An 18,396-nucleotide genomic window follows, 5' to 3' on the forward strand; every position below is an offset into this window, starting at 1 on the left:
CACAAAGCAAAAACGAGCGGACAGATCAAAACCATGCACAGGCGTACATTCGGGGCAGGTATACTTGCCACCCTCGGAGCAGCAGGATGTTCTAGCGGCCCCAATATTCGGCGTTACAACGGCCCTCCGGTCACTTCTATTGTGATCAATAAAGGCAGCCGCAGGATGTATTTGTTGAATGAAACTAAGGTTCTAAAAGAATATGAGGTCGGGCTGGGCTTTGCTCCGGTTGGCCACAAACAAATCGAAGGTGATGGCCGCACGCCGGAGGGGACGTATCGTATCGACCGCCGCAACCCTCGCAGCCAATTCTACCTTTCGCTTGGAATTTCGTATCCCAATGCAGCTGACCGAGCATATGCCAGCTCACTTGGTGCAAGTCCGGGCGGTGATATCTTCATCCATGGGGAGCCCAATGATCGCGCTGACCGACGCCGGGCGGCGCGCACGCAAGATTGGACAGCGGGCTGCATTGCGGTGAGCAATGAAGAAATCGAAGAGATCTGGTCCATGGTGAATGACGGCACAACCATCACTCTGCGCCCCTGAGCCATTCTTCTCAGGCTCGCAACAGATTTGCAGACCACAAAAAAGGCCGCCCTCATCTGAGTGCGGCCTTGATTCTATGTCAGACATAAACGGCGTCTGATCATTCTGCCATCAGCAGAGTCCACCAGATCTTACCATTGGATTCTTGGAACCACGAAAACCCCATGTTGCGCGCTTTGGCGTCCATAATCACAGAGCGGGTGCCCTTATCTTCCATCCAAGCAGTGAGAGTCTGTACTTCGTTCTCATATGTTTCTGCGATGTTCTCGCCGACCAAGGCACCGGAGTATCCAACCCGGGCCACACGATCGAGCGGCGAGGAGCCGTCAGAGCCAAAGTGCCATGGGCGGTTTTGTACGGACATATCGCGGGAATGGGTTGCAGCGGCAGCGTTTAGTTTACTGTCGAGCTGAACAGCCGGGTTTCCCGCAGCTTCGCGCAGAGCGTTTACAGAATCAAGCATGCGGAACTGTGTGCGTTCCTCATTGCGAATCTTATAGACACCGGTCCCGGTCGCGCTGCCATCGTTGCCAGTTGTACATGCCGCAAGGACAAAGCTCGTCAGTGTAGCCAGAAGCAGGAATACGCGTGTCATTCTAAACCCTAAAAGTGTTCGATCACAGCGTCCCATAGCTTTCCTGTGACTTATAGGCAAACCCGGCAGCTTCACTTTCACGAGATTTCAGGGGATTGAATTGCGACTGCGGCATTCCAGCCATAGACTGCTCCGCACCAGAGCCCTCAGCCAGAGAGAACTTTCTGATGACACGCAAAATCACTTTTCTAACATCACGCCGGCAGTTTCTCGCCGGATCCGCATCCCTTCTGGCGACTCCGGCGCTGGCACAATCGCTGCCTGATGCCGAAGAGCCGGCCTTTGATCCGCTGCGCCCGCCGCCGGAACCGGAACCTAACGTCAAGCGCAATATATCTTCGTTTCGCGCCAAGAGCTGGCGGCCTTATTTTGACAATTTGCGCCGTGGGGCGATCCTTGTGGATATTGACAGCCGGGCGCTTCACTTCTGGTCCGAAGATCAGAGTGTTTACAAGTTATTCCCGTCTTCTGTACCTTTAAGTGACGATCTGACACGTCGCGGCCGTACCAAGATTGTGCGTAAGGTCGAAGGACCGGGATGGGCACCGACCCCCAACATGCGCAAGCGCAATCCTGAATGGCCTGCGTATATTCCGCCGGGCCCGGATAACCCGCTTGGAACGCACGCGCTCTACCTGAGCTGGAAGTACTATCGAATCCACGGCACGCACGATACGCGCAAAATTGGCCGTAAATCCTCTAACGGTTGCATCGGTCTCTACAACGAACACATCGCTGAGCTCTACAAACTCACCCGATCCGGCACTCAGGTGTTGCTAATTTGACGACAACCGCTGCAAGCTGGATGAGAAGCATTTAACAAGCAATTGCAATCCGGTGGGAATCCCGCTTAGAAAAAACTCACGAGGTAAGTCTTGAGTGCGCACATCATATGTGTGCTGTGCGCGTATCCTGGAGGTTAATATGAAAAAACTCGTTATTGCTGCCGCACTGGTCGCTGCCGCTTCCGCTGCATCCGCTGGTAACCTGGCTGAGCCGATCGTTGAAGCACCGGTTATCGTAGAAGAAGCAACCGGTTCTTCTTCCGGCATCCTTCTGCCGCTGCTGCTGCTGGTCATCGTGGCCGCTGCTGCTGCAAGCAACTAATCGTTGCTCTAAAGAACAAGAAAGGCGGCTGGATCTCCAGCCGCCTTTTTTATTGCTCGCTCCGGATACCCTTGTTTCATACAGGGTAGCTTAGTCGAGCCAGCCCTTGAGATTGTTGCGAATGACGCTCGACAGGGCGGAAATATGAGCGTCGCTGTCATTGAGGCAGGGAATATAGGTGAAGTCTTCACCGCCTGCGTGCTCAAAGCTCTCAAAGATCTCCTCATTGATCTCTTCCAACGTCTCGATGCAGTCCGCCGAGAAGGCCGGTGCAATCACCGCGATGTTCTTCTTGCCCTGTTTCGCAAGCTCCGCGACATGTTCGACCGTGTAGGGGCGCAGCCATTCCTCGGGCCCAAAGACCGACTGAAACGTGGTTGTGATCTGTGATTCGTCCCAACCCAAACGCTCGCGCAGCAGTCGCGTCGTCTTTTGACATTGGCAGTGATAGGGATCGCCCTGCATCAGATAGCGCTTGGGCATGCCATGGTAAGAACAGACCAGAATGTCCGGCGTCTTTTCCATCTTGGCATAGGCGTCCTCGACCGATTTCGCGAGCGCGTCGATGTATTCGGGATGATCGAAATAGGGCTCGATCGTGCGCGCCGCTGGCTGCCAGGGCTGATCCATCAACACGCGGAAGAACTGGTCATTTGCGGTTGCGGAGGTCGCGCCAGCGTATTGCGGATAAAGCGGCACAAAGAGGATCTTGCGGCACCCGGCGGCGATCATCTTTTCGACCTTCGATTTGGTGGAAGGGTTGCCGTAGCGCATACAGAAGTCCACCATCACACGGTCGCCGTAGATCTCTTCCATCGCCTTTGCCATGGCGTTGGTCTGGTCCTTGGTGATCGTCATCAGCGGGCTTTCGCCCTTGTCGTGATTCCAGATCGACTTGTAAGCCTCACCAGAGGCGAAGGGGCGCTTGCTGAGAATGATCAGTTGCAACAGCGGCTGCCATTTCCACGACGGATAATCGATCACCCGCTTGTCCGAGAGAAATTCGCTCAGGTAACGGCGCATCGGCCAATAGCTGTAGTGATCCGGGGTTCCGAGATTTGCGAGCAGGATGCCGACCTTTTCCGCCTTGACCGGCGGATGATCCGCAGGGGCATTGTCAGGGCGGGTCGCAGTTGAGGTCGCATCCAGCATGGGCAAGGGTCCTGTGTGGTATGAAAACAAATAGTGTGTCGAGTGTTACGTCGATACGGCGGGAAAGGCCAATTGGATCATCTCACTGCGACCATTGGCTCAGGTTATCGTCAGCCCTCGGGCAGTTTGGTCTCCGGCACCTTCAGCGCATCCGCGAGACGTGCCTTGGCGGAACCGGGACGCAGGGGTTGGGGCTGGCTGTCGGCTGGCGACCAACCCGTCAGGCACACCATCTCGAAGGTTGCGGCGAGCCGGCCGTCTTCTGTAGCGAAGTTCTGAGCGTAGATGTGATCGGCAAGTGTAAACACCGCACGGCGCGTGGGTTTGCGCAACCTCTGAGACATTGTGTTGGTTTCACCCATATCGCGCAAATCCTGCATCAGATGCGCAAGGTCGCGGTAATGAACTGTCAGGGGCACAAGATCCGCGACCGGGAGGGCAAATCCTGCCCTTTGCAAAAGAGCGCCGAGATCACGAATTTCGCCCATCGGTGCAACCCTCGGGGACAGGCCTCCGCTGACATAGGTCTCTGCCTCCGCAAGGGCGCTGCGCAATTCGTGCAGGGTTTGACCGCCAAGCGTTACAACCAACAGCAATCCATCTTCTTGCAGCGCGCGTCGGCACTGGATCAACTGCCCCACCGGGTCGTTGGCACAATGAAGCGCCATCACATGGATCACCAGATCATGCGCTTTTGGCTCCAGATCCAAAACATCCTCATCCGAGATGATCTTTGCGTCAGGCAGCAGGTCCGCCCAAGGCTCCGCAAAAGGCGCGATAATCGCGGGCTTGGTAAAGACTCTCTTAACCATGCTGAGCCGATCCTCGATCTCGTCTCTGGCTAAGTCGTGCAGAAACATCGCCTCCGGTTTGCGCCGGGCGCGACGCAATTGCAGTGCGTCACGGTCAAAGATCTGGGGATGAGCCATCGGTTCTTTTGTCATGAGGTGTACCTATGACGTTGCGGGCACGGATTCAAACGGCAGTTTCACTGGTCTACCCCGCGCGTTGTTTGAACTGCGGCGGGTTGGTCGAGAGAGATTTCGGCCTGTGTAGCGCCTGTTGGCGCGATACGACGTTTATTTCTGGGTTGGTCTGCGATTGCTGTGGTGTGCCGCTTCCTGGTGAGGCGGATGGGCAGAGCGTACACTGCGATGAGTGTTTGAGCAGCCCACGAGATTGGGAGCAAGGGCGGGCTGCGATCCTGTATGGCGGGCAGGGGCGGCGCTTGGTGCTCGCGCTCAAACACGGAGACAGAACGGATTTGGCACGGCCTGCATCCGGTTGGATGGCACGTGCGGCACGCGATCTTCTTAGCCGCAGGCCGCTCTTGGTGCCGGTTCCGTTGCATTGGACACGACTTTTGCGGCGCCGGTATAATCAATCCGCATTACTGGCACAGGCGCTTGCGGCGCGTGAGGGCTGCGAATGTTGCCCCGATGCCCTAATTAGAGTCTCAAAAACGCCCATGTTGGAAGGGCGCAGCCGGGCAGAACGGATGACTCTTCTGGCCGATGCAATCAGGCCAAACCCACGGATGAGTGAGCGACTGACCGGAAGGCAGGTGCTCTTGGTGGATGATGTGATGACCAGCGGGTCGACACTTTCTGCCTGTGCGCGGGCGTGCATCGATGCGGGGGCTGATGGCGTGAGCGTTGTTGTCCTCGCGCGGGTCACGGCAGCGTGAAAACTCTGGCAATGCTTGATAAAGGTGCCCACATCGCGCAAAACCCATGAGCAACGCCTACGGAGACCAATATGAAACCGGTCGAAATCTATACTTCTCCCCTTTGCGGTTTTTGCCACGCGGCAAAGCGCCTTTTGACTCAGAAGGGGGTGAGCTTTTCTGAAATTGATGTGCTGGCCGATCCTGATCGCAAATCGGAGATGATCCAGCGCGCTAATGGGGGCCGCACGGTACCACAGATCTTTATCGGCGAGATCCACGTCGGAGGCTGTGACGAGCTTTATGCGTTAGATCGCGCAGGTAAGCTCGACCCGTTGTTGGCAGCCTAATCTGATGGTGCGCGCGGCCCTTTTGCAGATGTGCTCCTCTGATATGCCAGAGGAAAACCTCGCGACGGTGCGTGACATGATCGCGCGCGCCGTCACGGAGGGGGCGGAGTTTGTTCTCACGCCCGAGGTAACCAACTGCCTGTCCACCAGCCGCACACATCAGCGCGCCGTTTTGCACTTTGAAGACGATGATCCGACACTTGCGGGGCTGCGTGACGCTGCTGCGCGCCATGGGATCTGGCTCTCTATTGGGTCGATCGGGGTGAAAACTGAGGATGCGGATGGCCGTTTCGCCAATCGGCAGTTCCTGATCTCACCCACGGGTGAAATCTGTGCACGTTACGACAAAATCCACATGTTTGATGTGGAGGTCACGCCAGAAGAAACCTATCGCGAATCTGATGGCTATCGGCCCGGAACGCAGGCGGTGGTCGCCGATGCGGGCTTTGCCAAAGTCGGCATGACCATCTGCTATGACGTTCGTTTCCCGGCATTGCATCGCCGTCTTGCCAAGGGCGGTGCGGAGATTCTGACCGCGCCTGCCGCTTTTAGTCATGTCACAGGAGCTGCGCACTGGCACAGCCTGTTGCGTGCACGGGCGATTGAAACCGGCTGTTTCGTGCTGGCTGCGGCGCAGACCGGTGTTCATCCAACGAGCCGAGGCGCGCGCCGCCAAACCTACGGTCACTCCCTTGCAATTGCGCCTTGGGGGGAGGTTTTGGCCGATGCAGGCACTGAAGTCGGCAACACCTACGTTGACCTTGATCTCGAAGCGGTGAAAAAGGCACGCAAACGCGTCCCTTCACTGAGCCATGACCGGGAGTTTGACGGACCCTGATGGATGAGAATCATTCCCTTGCCATTTCGCTGTTCAGCGAAATCCTGATGGCGGACCAATTGGCCCGCGCCCGGCTGGGGAAAGCCTTGCCCAAGGGAATGGAACTGTCGCATTTTTCGGTGCTCAACCATCTCGCCCGAGCGGGGCTGGAGCGTTCTCCGGCGCAGCTGGCAAAGGCATTTCATGTCACGCGCGGCGCCATGACGAATACGATCAACAAGCTTGAGGTGGCAGGCTATGTGCATGTGCGCCCGGACTGGGACGATGCGCGCCGCAAAATGGTTGCGATCAGCCCCGCAGGTCGCAAAGCACGCGATGCAGCGCTGGCCTCAATCATTCCGATGATTTCCGAAGTGGTGACCGAACTGGGTGGAGACCGAGTGCGTGCGGCGCTTCCCATTTTGCGAGAATTTCGCGGAAAACTCGAAATCGAGGACTGATCTCATTTCATAACCCAAACGAAAAAGAGCGCTGGTTAATTCCAGCGCTCTTTTAAATTGGTGGGGCCGTGAGTGGTGTGAGTGCGTCCCCAATTACACGCTTCGCGACAGGCTCATCACGTGTGGAGCGTCGTACCGAGCCAAAGTGGAAACGTGTTGATATCCACAATAATTCAGGTGCGCAGTTCCACACAACGGTGCGATGGGATGCGTAAGTATACTAAAGTATATGAGCGCAAATCACGCAAGCCGCAGAATGAATTTTTCACCATATATCGTTGCAGCTTTATTGAGACGACTACGATTTTGTGCTTGCCGTTACGTAATTCACGCTGAGATCACGATCAGATATCGACCATTTCCACAGGATTGGATTGAAGACGAAACCCTTGCGGTCCACGGGATTAAGTCCTGCGTTTTGCAACAGTTCAAACAACTCATCCGGTGTAATGAATTTCGCCCATTCATGCGTGCCACGCGGTAGCCAGCGCATGACGACCTCTGCTCCGAAAATTGCCATGGCGTAGCTCTTTGGGTTGCGATTAATTGTAGAGCAAATTTGCAATCCCCCCGATTTCAGCAGCTGCGCAGTCGCTGTCAAATAGCTGAGCGGATCAGCCACATGTTCGACGACTTCCATGTTGAGCACCACGTCAAAGGCCTCTCCGGCGTCTGCAAGCGCCTCGGCAGTGGTGTGGCGATAGTCGATTTTGAGTCCGGACTGTTCTGCATGGATTCGGGCTATGGGCAAGTTACCTTCTGCCGCGTCCGCGCCGACGACTTCAGCGCCAAGGCGGGCCATTGGTTCGCTCAACAGACCACCACCGCAACCGATGTCAAGAATTCTCAAGCCAGCAAACGGAGCATTCGTGGTCAGATCACGGTCAAACTCTCCGGCGATCTGACGTGTAATATAGTCGAGACGGCAGGGGTTTAGCATGTGCAGGGGCTTGAACTTTCCGTTCGGATCCCACCATTCAGCCGCCATCGCCTCGAATTTGGCGATTTCGGAGGGGTCAACCGTGGACTGTTGCGCTTGCATTCCTGTCTCCGTGTGTTTTCTTGTGAGTTCAGAGGATAATTTAGGTCAGTAATGGACAAATACCCGGATCAAAAGCGCGCAGTGCAGTTTCTCTATCCGCCGATCGAACCCTACGATCAGCGGATGCTGGACGTGGGGCAGGGGCACCGGATTTACATGGAGCAATGTGGGAACCCCGATGGGGTGCCGGTGATTGTCTGCCATGGAGGGCCCGGCGGCGGTACCAGCCCGGCAATGCGACGTTATTTTGATCCTAAGGTGTATCGTATTATTCTGTTCGACCAACGCGGATGTGGTCGCTCCCGACCTTATGCGTCCTGTGAGGATAATACGACATGGCATCTGGTCGCGGATATGGAGCAGATCCGCGAGCTATTGGATATCGACTCGTGGATGCTCTTTGGCGGCAGTTGGGGGGCGACGCTGGCGCTTATTTACGCGCAAACACACCCTGATCGCACGACACAACTGATCCTGCGTGGGGTGTTCCTTATGACGCAGGCGGAGTTGGATTGGTTTTATGGCGGTGGCGCGGGTAAATTCTGGCCTGAAACATGGGCAAGATTTACCGATCCTGTACCAGAGGACGAGCGGCACGATCTGATTGCAGCCTATCACAGACGCCTGTTTTCCGGGGATCGCGACGAAGAGATACGGTTTGGCAGGGCGTGGTCTGCGTGGGAGAATGCGCTGGCGTCTGTGTATTCAAACGGTGTTTCGGGTGAGAGCCCCGGAGATTACGCACGCGCATTCGCAAGATTGGAGAATCATTATTTCTCTAACGCCGGCTTTTTGCATATGGATGGCCAGATCCTCGCCAATATGGGGCGTATTGCCCATATTCCCGGTGTGATCGTTCAGGGGCGCTATGACATGATTTGCCCTCCGGAAGCGGCGCATAGCATTCATCAGGAATGGCCGAATTCCGATCTGATCATGGTACGAAATGCGGGGCATGCGCTCTCCGAACCGGGGATCAGCGCGGCACTTGTTCGGTGCATGGATCAGCTGGCAGAGGATTTGGTGGTATGAAGCGGCTTGATCGTCGTGCGCTTTTTGCCAGTGGTGCGGCTGCTGCCTTGCTGGCGGCAACGGGTGCGGGGATGGCGCAGACGCCGCGTCGTGGGGGGACGTTGCGTGTTGCGGTTCCGCGCGAGGGCGCGTTTCTGGCGCGTGTTGCGCGCGCTGCCGTTTATGACCAGCTCACCGAAGTGGCTCCGGATGGGGTGCTGAGAGGGGAACTCGCGACCGGTTGGCGCAGCGATGAGACCGCGCGCCGCTGGGAGTTTCGTCTGCGTCAGGAGGTATCATTCCACGATGGGCGGTTGATGACCGGGGCAGATGTTATCGCGTCAATCGAGGCGCATCTGCTCACTGGTGAATTGCAAATTGCGGGGCTGCGCAGTCTTGATCTTTCTTCAACGGGCGATGTTGTGTTTGATCTTGCAGACGGGAGCCCGCATCTGCCGTATCGATTGGCGGATACTGGCTTGGTGATCGCGTCGGACGGCGATGTCTGTGCCGCTCTCGCAGATTTGAACGGAACGGGACTTTATCGGGTGGATCGTGCGCAGGACGAGCGCCATTTTCGTGCCCGCCGGACGGAAGGCAATTACAGGTCAGAGATTGCAGGCTGGTTAGATGCGCTGGATTTGATCGTGATCCCAGACCCCTCTGTTCGGGCAGAAGCACTGCGCGACGGGTTTGTTGATGTGGCCGCCCTGCCAGTGACAAAGGGTTTGCAGGGACAGTTCCATTTCCACCCTTCAGATGATGATGTGGCTCTGGCTGCGGCGAAACATGTGGCCTTGCCGCCGCGCATTTCTGCCCGAGCACCGCTGGATGAGTATCGCATTGCGGAACGGTGGTGGATGGCCTGATTCGGGGCTGGTGTGGATGGGGCGATGCAGGTGTATCGCGTAAAATCGCCCCCGCGCCAACGCAGTGATCCGCCGGGACAATTCGGCAGGGAAGGCGCATCAGGAGGAAACACTTGCCAAACGATGCGCACGCGCGTATATCCACGCTCAACAGCGGCGCGTCGGGCTCTGGTCCTGAGGCACCTTTGATTGATTTCGACGGGCCGCGGGCCCGTTTTTTTGTGTTTGGAGGTCTGATGACCAACGACCTGATAGCCAAAGCCGCGATTGACCGCCGCCTAGCCGAGATTATCACACCGGTGATCGAGGATCTGGGCTATGAGCTGGTCCGTATTCGGTTGATGTCTGGCAAAGCCACGACACTGCAGATCATGGCCGATCGTCCCGATGGCGGGATCGAGGTGGATGATTGCGCTGCGATCTCTAACGCTGTGAGCGCGACGCTCGATGTCGAAGACCCGATCCTTGATGCCTACACGCTTGAGGTCTCCAGCCCTGGAATCGACCGTCCTTTGACGCGTCTCAAGGACTTCGACATGTTCGAAGGCTACGAGGCAAAACTGGAAACCGCTGATCTGATTGATGGCCGCCGTCGCTTTAAAGGTGAACTGGCAGGTATTGAGGACGACGAGGTCCTGATCAACATCGAGGAACACGGTGAGACCGTGACCATCGGTTTGAAATTCGACTGGCTGAGTGATGCAAAGCTGGTTTTGACCGACGACCTCATCAAAGAAATGCTGCGCCAGCGTAAGGCCGCTGGTGTTCTGAACGAAGACGCCTTTGACGACATCGAGACCGAAGGGTCCGCAGAAGGGACCGCAGGGTCCGAAGAGGAGAACAAGTAATGGCTATCACCTCTGCAAACCAGCTGGAGCTGTTGCAAACCGCCGAGGCCGTGGCACGTGAAAAGATGATCGACCCCAATCTGGTGGTCGAAGCGATGGAAGAATCCCTCGCCCGTGCCGCAAAGAGCCGCTACGGCAGCGAGATGGACATTCGTGTCTCCATCGACCGCAAAACCGGCAAGGCGACCTTCACCCGTGTGCGTACCGTGGTTGAGGACGAGGAACTGGAAAACTACCAGTCCGAACTGACCGTGGCGCAAGCTAAGCAATATATGGAGAGCCCCTCCGTCGGCGATACCATCGTTGATGAGGTTCCCCCGGTCGAAATGGGCCGGATTGCAGCACAATCGGCCAAGCAGGTTATTCTGCAGAAGGTACGCGAAGCTGAGCGCGATCGTCAGTACGAAGAGTTCAAGGACCGCAACGGCACCATCATCAACGGCGTCGTCAAGCGCGAGGAATACGGCAACGTCATCGTCGATATCGGTTCCGGCGAAGGCATCCTGCGTCGCAACGAGAAAATCGGCCGCGAGAGCTATCGCCCCAACGACCGTATCCGCTGCTTCATCAAGGATGTACGTCGCGAACCGCGCGGTCCGCAGATCTTCCTCAGCCGCACCGCGCCGGAATTCATGGCCGAACTCTTCAAGATGGAAGTGCCGGAAATCTATGACGGCATCATCGAAATCAAAGCTGTGGCCCGTGATCCCGGTTCGCGCGCAAAGATCGCCGTTGTGTCTTATGACAACTCGATCGATCCGGTCGGGGCCTGTGTGGGTATGCGCGGCTCTCGTGTGCAGGCGGTTGTGAACGAACTGCAGGGTGAGAAGATCGACATCATTCCGTGGAACGAAGATCAGCCAACCTTCCTTGTGAACGCGCTGCAACCTGCAGAAGTGTCCAAGGTGGTTCTGGACGAAGAAGCGGGCAAAATCGAAGTGGTGGTACCGGACGAGCAACTGTCGCTCGCCATTGGCCGCCGCGGTCAGAACGTGCGCCTGGCGTCTCAGCTGACGAACCTCGATATCGACATCATGACGGAAGAAGAAGAATCCGCACGTCGTCAGAAAGAATTCGAAGCACGCACCGCGCTGTTTATGGAAACCCTCGATCTGGACGAGTTCTTCGCCCAGCTGCTGGTCTCTGAAGGTTTCACCAACCTCGAGGAGGTTGCCTATGTGGAGCTTGACGAACTTCTGGTCATCGACGGTGTCGATGAAGGCACCGCAGAAGAGCTTCAGGCGCGGGCCCGTGACTACCTCGAAGCGCAAGCCAAGGCGGCGCTCGACAATGCGCGCAGCATGGGCGCTGAGGACAGCCTTATTGACTTTGAGGGCCTGACACCCCAGATGGTGGAAGCACTTGCGAAGGACGATGTGAAATCGCTCGAGGACTTCGCAACTTGCGCCGACTGGGAACTGGCGGGGGGCTGGACCACTGTCAATGGCGAGCGTGTGAAGGACGAAGGTATTCTCGAACCCTTCGATATGAGCCTTGAAGAGGCGCAAAATCTAGTGATGACGGCACGCATCATGCTCGGCTGGGTGGATCCGGCAGAACTTGAATCCGATGCCGAAGATCTCGAGGAAGAAGCCGAAGGAGAAGCGGAAGCCTGACCGGCTTCCCTGCTCTGAGGAGATGTGAATGACCCGTGGTGGTGCAGAAAAATCCCGTGCTGACGGGCCAGAACGGAAATGTCTCGCTACCGGCGAGACACAGCCCAAGGCCGGGCTGATCCGTTTTGTGCTGGGGCCTGATAATCAGGTCTATCCCGATGTAATGGGAAAGCTGCCGGGTCGTGGAGTCTATGTCTCCGCCACGAAGGCGGCGCTAGAACAAGCGGTGAAGAAGAAAATCTTTGCACGCGGGTTCAAGTCGCAGGTGACGGTTCAGGATGGTCTGGTCGACGAAGTGGAGCGGCTGGTGCTGCGCCGGTTGGTTGACCTGATCAGCCTTGCCCGCAAGTCGGGAGATGCCGTGGGTGGTTACGAGAAGGTCAAGGATTGGTTGGATAAAGAAGAGGCCCGGGTTCTGATCCAAGCCTCCGACGGGTCCGGGCGAGGGAAGTCAAAACTGAGCACGCCGCACCGCGGCAAATACATCGGATGCATGACGGCAGACGAGCTTGGGATGGCTTTTGGGCGTGAAACTGTCATACATGCCGCGCTCGCCTCTGGTGGACTCAGCCAACGTGTTGTAGAGGAAGCCCAGCGATTGCAGGGTTTGCGCGAAAAGGGCGGCATCGGCCGCACGGAAGGATAAAGAGCTTTATGAGCGATAGTGACGGCAAAAAGACATTGGGTCTTCGTGGTAGCGGGTCTCGACCCGGCAATGTGAAACAGAGCTTTAGCCACGGTCGGACCAAGAATGTTGTGGTGGAAACCAAGCGTAAGCGCGTGGTTGTCCCCAAGCCGGGCGCAGGCAAAGGCGGCGCCGGTGGCGTTGCTGCCGGCGATGCTTCGCGGCGCCCTGCTGGTATTTCTGATGCGGAAATGGACCGCCGCCTGAAGGCACTTCAGGCAGCGAAGGCGCGCGAGGCCGACGAGGCCGCCCAGCGTGAGGCCGAAGAGAAGGCCCGCGCCGAAGAGCGTGAGCGCCGCCGTGCCGAACAAGAGGCCAAAGAGCGCGAACAGCGCGAGGCCGAAGAAAAGGCACGCCAAAAGGCCGAGGAAGAAGAGCGTAAACGTCAGGAAGAAGCAGAAGCCGCCAAAAAGCGCGCTGCTGCCGACAAAGCTGCCGCTGCTGCGCCCAAAGCGGACGCAGGCGCCGCGCCTGCTGCGCGCCCTGCACCCGGTGGCGGTGCGCCGAAACCTGCGGTGGGCCCTCGCAAGGCAGAGCGCGAACGCGAAGAGCGTGGTCGTGGTGCCAAGGGCCGTAACGACGGTGGACGCCGTTCTGGTAAACTGACCCTCAGCCAGGCAACTGGTGGGGAGGGCGGACGCCAGCGCTCCGTTGCATCCATGAAGCGCAAGCAAGAGCGCGCCCGTCAAAAAGCCATGGGTCAGGTTGAGCGCGAAAAGATCATTCGCGACGTGCAGCTGCCCGAAGCCATTGTGGTCTCCGAATTGGCAAACCGCATGGCAGAGCGTGTGGCTGACGTGGTGAAGTCGCTCATGAACATGGGTATGATGGTCACGCAGAACCAAACCATCGATGCTGACACCGCTGAGCTGATCATCGAAGAGTTTGGCCACAAGGTCGTTCGCGTTTCCGATGCTGACGTTGAAGACGTCATCAAGGAAATCAAAGACAAAGAAGAAGATCTGCAATCGCGTCCGCCGGTCATCACCATCATGGGTCACGTTGACCATGGTAAGACCTCGCTTCTGGATGCGATTCGTGACGCTAAGGTTGTTGCAGGCGAAGCAGGCGGCATCACGCAGCACATCGGGGCCTATCAGGTCAAAACCGATAGCGGCGCGGTTCTGTCGTTCCTTGATACACCCGGCCACGCGGCCTTTACCTCCATGCGCTCTCGTGGTGCGCAGGTGACGGATATCGTGGTTCTTGTGGTCGCTGCCGATGATTCGGTCATGCCGCAAACTGTCGAGGCGATTAACCACGCCAAGGCTGCTGGTGTTCCGATGATCGTTGCGATCAACAAAGTCGACAAACCTGCTGCGGATCCGAACAAGGTGCGCGCAGAGCTGCTGCAGCACGAGGTTATCGTTGAGGCGATGTCCGGTGAGGTTCAGGACGTAGAAGTCTCTGCCCACACTGGCCAAGGCTTGGATGAGTTGCTCGAAGCGATTGCGCTGCAGGCAGAAATTCTCGAACTGAAAGCTAACCCGAACCGTGCGGCACAGGGTGCAGTGATCGAAGCACAGCTCGACGTGGGCCGTGGTCCGGTTGCAACCGTTCTGGTTCAGACCGGTACACTTCGTCAGGGCGACATCTTCGTTGTGGGTGAGCAGTACGGTAAGGTCCGTGCGCTGATCAACGACAAGGGCGAGCGCGTTCAGGAAGCAGGACCTTCGGTTCCGGTCGAGGTTCTGGGTCTCAATGGTACGCCGGAGGCAGGTGACGTTCTGAACGTGACCGAGACCGAAGCTCAGGCGCGCGAGATTGCCGAGTACCGCGAACATGCTGCCAAGGAAAAGCGCGCTGCTGCTGGTGCGGCGACCACGCTCGAACAGCTGATGCAGAAGGCCAAGGATGACGAAAGCGTCTCCGAGCTGCCGATCCTTGTGAAAGCTGACGTGCAGGGCTCCGCCGAGGCGATCGTCCAGGCGATGGAAAAAATCGGCAACGACGAGGTTCGCGTGCGTGTTCTGCACTCCGGTGTGGGCGCCATCACCGAGACCGACATCGGCCTCGCCGAAGCGTCTGGCGCGCCGGTCATGGGCTTTAACGTCCGTGCCAATGCCTCCGCGCGCAACACCGCCAACCAAAAAGGCGTGGAGATCCGGTATTACTCGGTGATCTACGATCTTGTGGATGACGTCAAAGCGGCTGCTTCCGGTCTGCTCTCGGCAGAGATCAAAGAGAACTTCATCGGGTATGCCGAGATCAAGGACGTCTTCAAAGTGTCCAACGTCGGCAAAGTTGCTGGCTGTCTGGTCACCGAAGGTGTGGCACGCCGCTCCGCCGGTGTCCGTTTGCTGCGCGACAACGTGGTTATCCACGAAGGGACGCTGAAAACCCTGAAGCGCTTCAAAGACGAAGTATCCGAGGTTCAGTCGGGTCAGGAATGCGGTATGGCATTCGAGAACTACGATGATATCCGTCCGAAAGATGTCATCGAGATCTTCGAGCGCGAGGAAGTTACCCGCACCCTCGACTGATCGTGATATCAGATCAAATATCAAAGCCCCGGTTCGAAATGGCCGGGGCTTTTTCGTTGCAAAACCTACTCTTAATCAGATCGCTGCATCTGAGGTGATGTCTTGATTTTAAGGCGGTACAATAAAAAAACCGAAGACGGTGCTGCCAGCCTCGCCTTCGGTTATGAGTTTACATTCCCGGTATTGGAGCTGCCGTAGCCTTTGCGCCGGGAACGTCTGTATTGTCTGCCCTGACAACACATCTGCTGATAGATTGTCCCGCAAGTAGCGGTGAACGAGGTGTTCTGACACGTATCCGATGTCAAACCATGAGGTGCTGCCACATGAGTTCGGATATCTAAACCTTAGAGGTTGTTCTGTTCTGAGTGATCCTGCCATCCCGATGAAAACACGTTCAGGTTGCCGGAAAATGGTTAACAAAAGGTTTCGATGGGCGCTGGGCACATCTACATATAGAAAACCCCAGACCTAACCTAATAGATCTGGGGTCGTATTGGTGAATTAACGATCTCAGCGGCTTTAGAGCCAGTCTCGTAGAATTGGGATCAGTGGGATGTCTGCGGGGGGCATAGGATAGTCCCGCAACTCTTGCGGACGGGCCCATTTCAGCACCTGACCTTCGCGTGCCTGCGGAATGCCTTCCCATTTTCGGCAGGCGAAAAGCGGCATCAACAAGTGGAACTTCTCATAAGAGTGGCTCGCAAAGGTTAGTGGGGCAAGGCAGCTGGACCAGGTGTTGATACCAAGCTCTTCCTGTAGCTCGCGAATCAAGGCGACTTCAGGGGTCTCTCCTTCCTCGACTTTGCCACCGGGAAACTCCCACAGCCCCGCCATCGATTTGCCTTCTGGGCGCTGTGCCAGAAGGATACGGCCTTCAATATCAATGAGCGCTACCGCAGAGACTAGAACGACCTTTTTCTGTTCGCTCATGACCGATAGTCCGCATTGATCGTGATGTACTGATGGGTCAGATCGCAGGTCCAGATGGTTGCACTTCCGTCACCTAGCCCAAGATCTACTTTCAGCGTTATCTCTTCTTTCTTCATCTCTGCCGCGCCCAGTTCTTCTTTGTAAGAAGGGGCGACCCAACCTTTTTCAGCCACGAGAACATCACCAAAAGAGATCGACAGCAGATCGCGGTCTGCCTTGGCGCCGGATTTCCCAATCGCCATGACGACGCGGCCCCAGTTGGGATCTTCGCCCGCGATCGCGGTTTTCACCAGCGGAGAGTTTGCGATAGCCAGACCGTGGATCTTGGCGTCGGCATCGCTTGCTGCACCTGTGATCTGGATTTCAACGAATTTCGCGGCACCCTCGCCGTCGCGCACCACTTGATGGGCCAGATCCAGCATGACGCCTCGCAAGGCCTCAGTAAAGGCAGGGTGATCGGTGGCATCCACGCCCGAAGCCCCTGTTGCGCAGAGCATCAGGCTATCGGATGTTGAGGTATCGCTGTCGACGGTGATGCAGTTGAACGAGGTATCGTTCTCTGCCGACAACAGCGCCTGTAGTTTGCCTTGGTCGTACACAGCATCGGTGAAGATATAGACCAGCATCGTAGCCATATCCGGAGCGATCATGCCCGATCCTTTGGCGATCCCTGCGATCTGAACAGGCGTGCCGTCAATATCGACAGTCGCAGCAGACCCTTTGGGGAAGGTGTCCGTGGTCATGATTGCCTCGGCGGCGTCTTTCATTGCCGAGGCAGACAGAGCACCATTCAACTCGTCCAGTTTGGACAGGATACGGTCGTGGGGCAGGGGTTCACCGATCACACCGGTTGAGGCGGTAAACACGCGATCCTTCGGCAGCCCGGTTTTATCGGCAACAGCGGCAGTGATCTCCGCAACTGAGGTTTGGCCGTAGTGACCGGTAAAGGCGTTGGAGTTGCCGGAGTTGACCAAAATGGCAGCACCTTGCTCGGTGTTGCTGCCAAGTTTGGCCTGACAGTCCAGAACCGGAGCCGAGCGCGTTGCGGAGCGGGTGAAGACACCGGCGACCGAAGTACCGGGGTCCATCACCGCCAACATGACATCCGTTCGGCCCTGATAACGCACCCCAGCTGCGGTGGATGCGAAACGCAGACCGCCGATTTCCGGCAGAGCGGGAAAAGTGGCGGGGGCAAGCGGAGAGCGGGGCAGGGTTTTTGCCATTTTGGTCTTCCAGTTTGAAAATGATGTGAGATCAGTTCTCGATCAGGCTCATGTCGCGCAGAACTGAAGGCTCGAGATTTTCGATTTCAGGCCGGTCAATCGTTGCGCTGGCGGTCAACTGATTGATTCGATCCTCAACCGCTTGTTGTGCCAGTTCAAGTCCGATCTCTTCGCGGACGTCTTCATAATCCGGGGCTTCCAGTTTGCGGCGGTCATTCAGCTTGATGATGTGCCAGCCGAATTGGGTCTGCACCGGGTCAGAAACCTCACCCGGACGCATCTCGGCGACAGCGGCTTCAAACTCCGGCACCATGCGACCATTTTCAAACCAACCAAGCTCACCGCCGTTGGGGCCACTTGGTCCGGTGGAGGATTCCTTGGCCAATGCCGCAAAATCCGCACCTGCATCAAGTTGCTCTTTGATGCTCACGGCATCTTCTTCGCTTTCCAGCAAGATATGAGAGGCGTTGAATTCGTCGCCACCATCATCGCTGCTGTAGCGCGCATCATAGGCATCGCGGATCGCGTCTTCGGTCTGAGCATCCTCCATCACGGATTCGATGACATCGGACGCCAGCAGAGACCGCTCCTCGTGCTCGACCGACAGACGCACGTACTCTGGGGTGTCGCCATGTAGCTGTTGCTTAAGAACGGTTTGTTGAATCAATTGGTCCAGCAGCGCCTTGAACAACAGATCATCTGGCAGGCTTTGGTACTGGGCGGGCAGTTTGGCGCGTGCGACGATCATATTTCCAACAGTGATCTCTTCACCGTTGACCTTTGCGACCACCGTATTGGCATTCAGTTCGGCATATGCAGGTGCCGCGAGGCCGAAAGCAGCCGCAAATGCGACGCTCCGCAAAAAAGTGAGACCTTTGCGCATGGAAACCTTCCTATATTCCTGCCACGGCGGGTCGTGGCGTTGACACTTATTTTCCTGCCCCTTACATCGCCATAGGGCCTGCGGCAGGACCGTCTTTCCACCTTTGTTT

20 protein-coding genes are annotated in these 18,396 nt (G+C 56.9%); 13 read left to right on the top strand and 7 right to left on the bottom strand.

The genetic code is table 11. The annotated features are described in order from the left end of the window. The first annotated feature begins 33 nt into the window (after positions 1 to 33). Complete coding sequence (locus QNI81_RS14055; protein ID WP_039983420.1) at positions 34 to 549, top strand: L,D-transpeptidase family protein; 516 nt, start codon at positions 34 to 36, stop codon at positions 547 to 549. Positions 550 to 649: 100 nt separating this feature from the next. On the opposite strand, the gene dalA is transcribed toward QNI81_RS14055, so the two are convergent. Continuing rightward, the gene (gene dalA / locus QNI81_RS14060; protein WP_009178137.1) at positions 650 to 1,144 is read right to left on the bottom strand and encodes a divisome-associated lipoprotein DalA; all 495 of its coding nucleotides are present in this window, start codon (positions 1,142 to 1,144) and stop codon (positions 650 to 652) included. Positions 1,145 to 1,311: 167 nt separating this feature from the next. On the opposite strand from dalA, the gene QNI81_RS14065 reads away from it, so the two are divergent. After that, a complete protein-coding gene (locus QNI81_RS14065; protein WP_283966911.1) occupies positions 1,312 to 1,929 on the top strand; it encodes a L,D-transpeptidase in 618 nt (205 codons plus the stop codon). Positions 1,930 to 2,068: 139 nt separating this feature from the next. Beyond that, positions 2,069 to 2,251 carry a hypothetical protein gene (locus QNI81_RS14070; RefSeq protein ID WP_005618794.1) on the top strand — a complete coding sequence of 61 codons (183 nt, stop codon included), beginning with the start codon at positions 2,069 to 2,071 and terminating at the stop codon, positions 2,249 to 2,251. 90 nt (positions 2,252 to 2,341) lie between these two features. On the opposite strand, the gene hemH is transcribed toward QNI81_RS14070, so the two are convergent. Together hemH and QNI81_RS14080 are read right to left on the bottom strand one after the other, a co-directional pair. After that, positions 2,342 to 3,403, bottom strand: coding sequence for a ferrochelatase (hemH, locus tag QNI81_RS14075; RefSeq protein WP_283966912.1), 1,062 nt, complete (start codon positions 3,401 to 3,403; stop codon positions 2,342 to 2,344). Positions 3,404 to 3,513: 110 nt separating this feature from the next. After that, the gene (locus tag QNI81_RS14080) at positions 3,514 to 4,347 is read right to left on the bottom strand and encodes a class I SAM-dependent methyltransferase (RefSeq protein WP_283966913.1); all 834 of its coding nucleotides are present in this window, start codon (positions 4,345 to 4,347) and stop codon (positions 3,514 to 3,516) included. Positions 4,348 to 4,358: 11 nt separating this feature from the next. Between QNI81_RS14080 and QNI81_RS14085 the strand changes: the two genes are divergently transcribed. The 4 genes from QNI81_RS14085 (at position 4,359) to QNI81_RS14100 (ending at position 6,697) form a co-directional block, all read left to right on the top strand. Continuing rightward, positions 4,359 to 5,090 (top strand): double zinc ribbon domain-containing protein, encoded by a 732-nt coding sequence (locus QNI81_RS14085; RefSeq protein WP_283966914.1) that lies wholly within the window; start codon positions 4,359 to 4,361, stop codon positions 5,088 to 5,090. Between the two features lie 71 nt (positions 5,091 to 5,161). Next, a complete protein-coding gene (gene grxC / locus QNI81_RS14090) occupies positions 5,162 to 5,419 on the top strand; it encodes a glutaredoxin 3 (protein ID WP_005618799.1) in 258 nt (85 codons plus the stop codon). Positions 5,420 to 5,426: 7 nt separating this feature from the next. Next, positions 5,427 to 6,257 (top strand): carbon-nitrogen hydrolase family protein, encoded by an 831-nt coding sequence (locus tag QNI81_RS14095; RefSeq protein WP_283967890.1) that lies wholly within the window; start codon positions 5,427 to 5,429, stop codon positions 6,255 to 6,257. Further along, positions 6,257 to 6,697, top strand: coding sequence for a MarR family winged helix-turn-helix transcriptional regulator (locus QNI81_RS14100; RefSeq protein WP_005618801.1), 441 nt, complete (start codon positions 6,257 to 6,259; stop codon positions 6,695 to 6,697). Before QNI81_RS14095 ends, QNI81_RS14100 begins: the two co-directional genes overlap by 1 nt. Before the next feature lie 298 nt (positions 6,698 to 6,995). On the opposite strand, the gene ubiG is transcribed toward QNI81_RS14100, so the two are convergent. Continuing rightward, entirely contained in the window at positions 6,996 to 7,739 is a 744-nt protein-coding gene (ubiG, locus tag QNI81_RS14105) for a bifunctional 2-polyprenyl-6-hydroxyphenol methylase/3-demethylubiquinol 3-O-methyltransferase UbiG (protein ID WP_283966915.1), read from the bottom strand. Between the two features lie 51 nt (positions 7,740 to 7,790). Between ubiG and pip the strand changes: the two genes are divergently transcribed. The 6 genes from pip to infB all read left to right on the top strand — a co-directional run bounded on the left by pip (position 7,791) and on the right by infB (position 15,251). Continuing rightward, positions 7,791 to 8,771 carry a prolyl aminopeptidase gene (gene pip, locus QNI81_RS14110; protein ID WP_283966916.1) on the top strand — a complete coding sequence of 327 codons (981 nt, stop codon included), beginning with the start codon at positions 7,791 to 7,793 and terminating at the stop codon, positions 8,769 to 8,771. Continuing rightward, complete coding sequence (locus tag QNI81_RS14115; protein WP_283966917.1) at positions 8,768 to 9,619, top strand: ABC transporter substrate-binding protein; 852 nt, start codon at positions 8,768 to 8,770, stop codon at positions 9,617 to 9,619. Before pip ends, QNI81_RS14115 begins: the two co-directional genes overlap by 4 nt. A gap of 236 nt (positions 9,620 to 9,855) precedes the next feature. After that, positions 9,856 to 10,467, top strand: coding sequence for a ribosome maturation factor RimP (gene rimP, locus QNI81_RS14120; RefSeq protein ID WP_039983425.1), 612 nt, complete (start codon positions 9,856 to 9,858; stop codon positions 10,465 to 10,467). Next, positions 10,467 to 12,083, top strand: a complete 1,617-nt coding sequence (gene nusA, locus QNI81_RS14125) for a transcription termination factor NusA (protein ID WP_005618810.1) — start codon at positions 10,467 to 10,469, stop codon at positions 12,081 to 12,083. The genes rimP and nusA overlap by 1 nt, the downstream gene beginning before the upstream one ends. A gap of 28 nt (positions 12,084 to 12,111) precedes the next feature. Beyond that, positions 12,112 to 12,729, top strand: a complete 618-nt coding sequence (locus QNI81_RS14130) for an RNA-binding protein (protein WP_005618812.1) — start codon at positions 12,112 to 12,114, stop codon at positions 12,727 to 12,729. Between the two features lie 8 nt (positions 12,730 to 12,737). Continuing rightward, the gene (gene infB / locus QNI81_RS14135; protein WP_065334766.1) at positions 12,738 to 15,251 is read left to right on the top strand and encodes a translation initiation factor IF-2; all 2,514 of its coding nucleotides are present in this window, start codon (positions 12,738 to 12,740) and stop codon (positions 15,249 to 15,251) included. 519 nt (positions 15,252 to 15,770) lie between these two features. Here the strand turns inward: infB and mutT are convergent. Genes mutT through QNI81_RS14150 form a run of 3 tightly spaced genes read right to left on the bottom strand, consistent with a single transcriptional unit; the run spans position 15,771 to position 18,287 of the window. After that, complete coding sequence (gene mutT, locus QNI81_RS14140; protein WP_005607784.1) at positions 15,771 to 16,181, bottom strand: 8-oxo-dGTP diphosphatase MutT; 411 nt, start codon at positions 16,179 to 16,181, stop codon at positions 15,771 to 15,773. Continuing rightward, positions 16,178 to 17,404: a bifunctional glutamate N-acetyltransferase/amino-acid acetyltransferase ArgJ gene (argJ, locus tag QNI81_RS14145; RefSeq protein ID WP_283966918.1), complete on the bottom strand. Its 1,227-nt coding sequence runs from the start codon at positions 17,402 to 17,404 to the stop codon at positions 16,178 to 16,180. The genes mutT and argJ overlap by 4 nt, the downstream gene beginning before the upstream one ends. Before the next feature lie 31 nt (positions 17,405 to 17,435). After that, positions 17,436 to 18,287, bottom strand: a complete 852-nt coding sequence (locus QNI81_RS14150; protein ID WP_114961955.1) for a peptidylprolyl isomerase — start codon at positions 18,285 to 18,287, stop codon at positions 17,436 to 17,438. Positions 18,288 to 18,396: the final 109 nt, after the last annotated feature.

This window comes from Tritonibacter sp. AK171 (genome assembly GCF_030127025.1).
In the GTDB taxonomy this organism is placed as follows: domain Bacteria; phylum Pseudomonadota; class Alphaproteobacteria; order Rhodobacterales; family Rhodobacteraceae; genus Epibacterium; species Epibacterium mobile.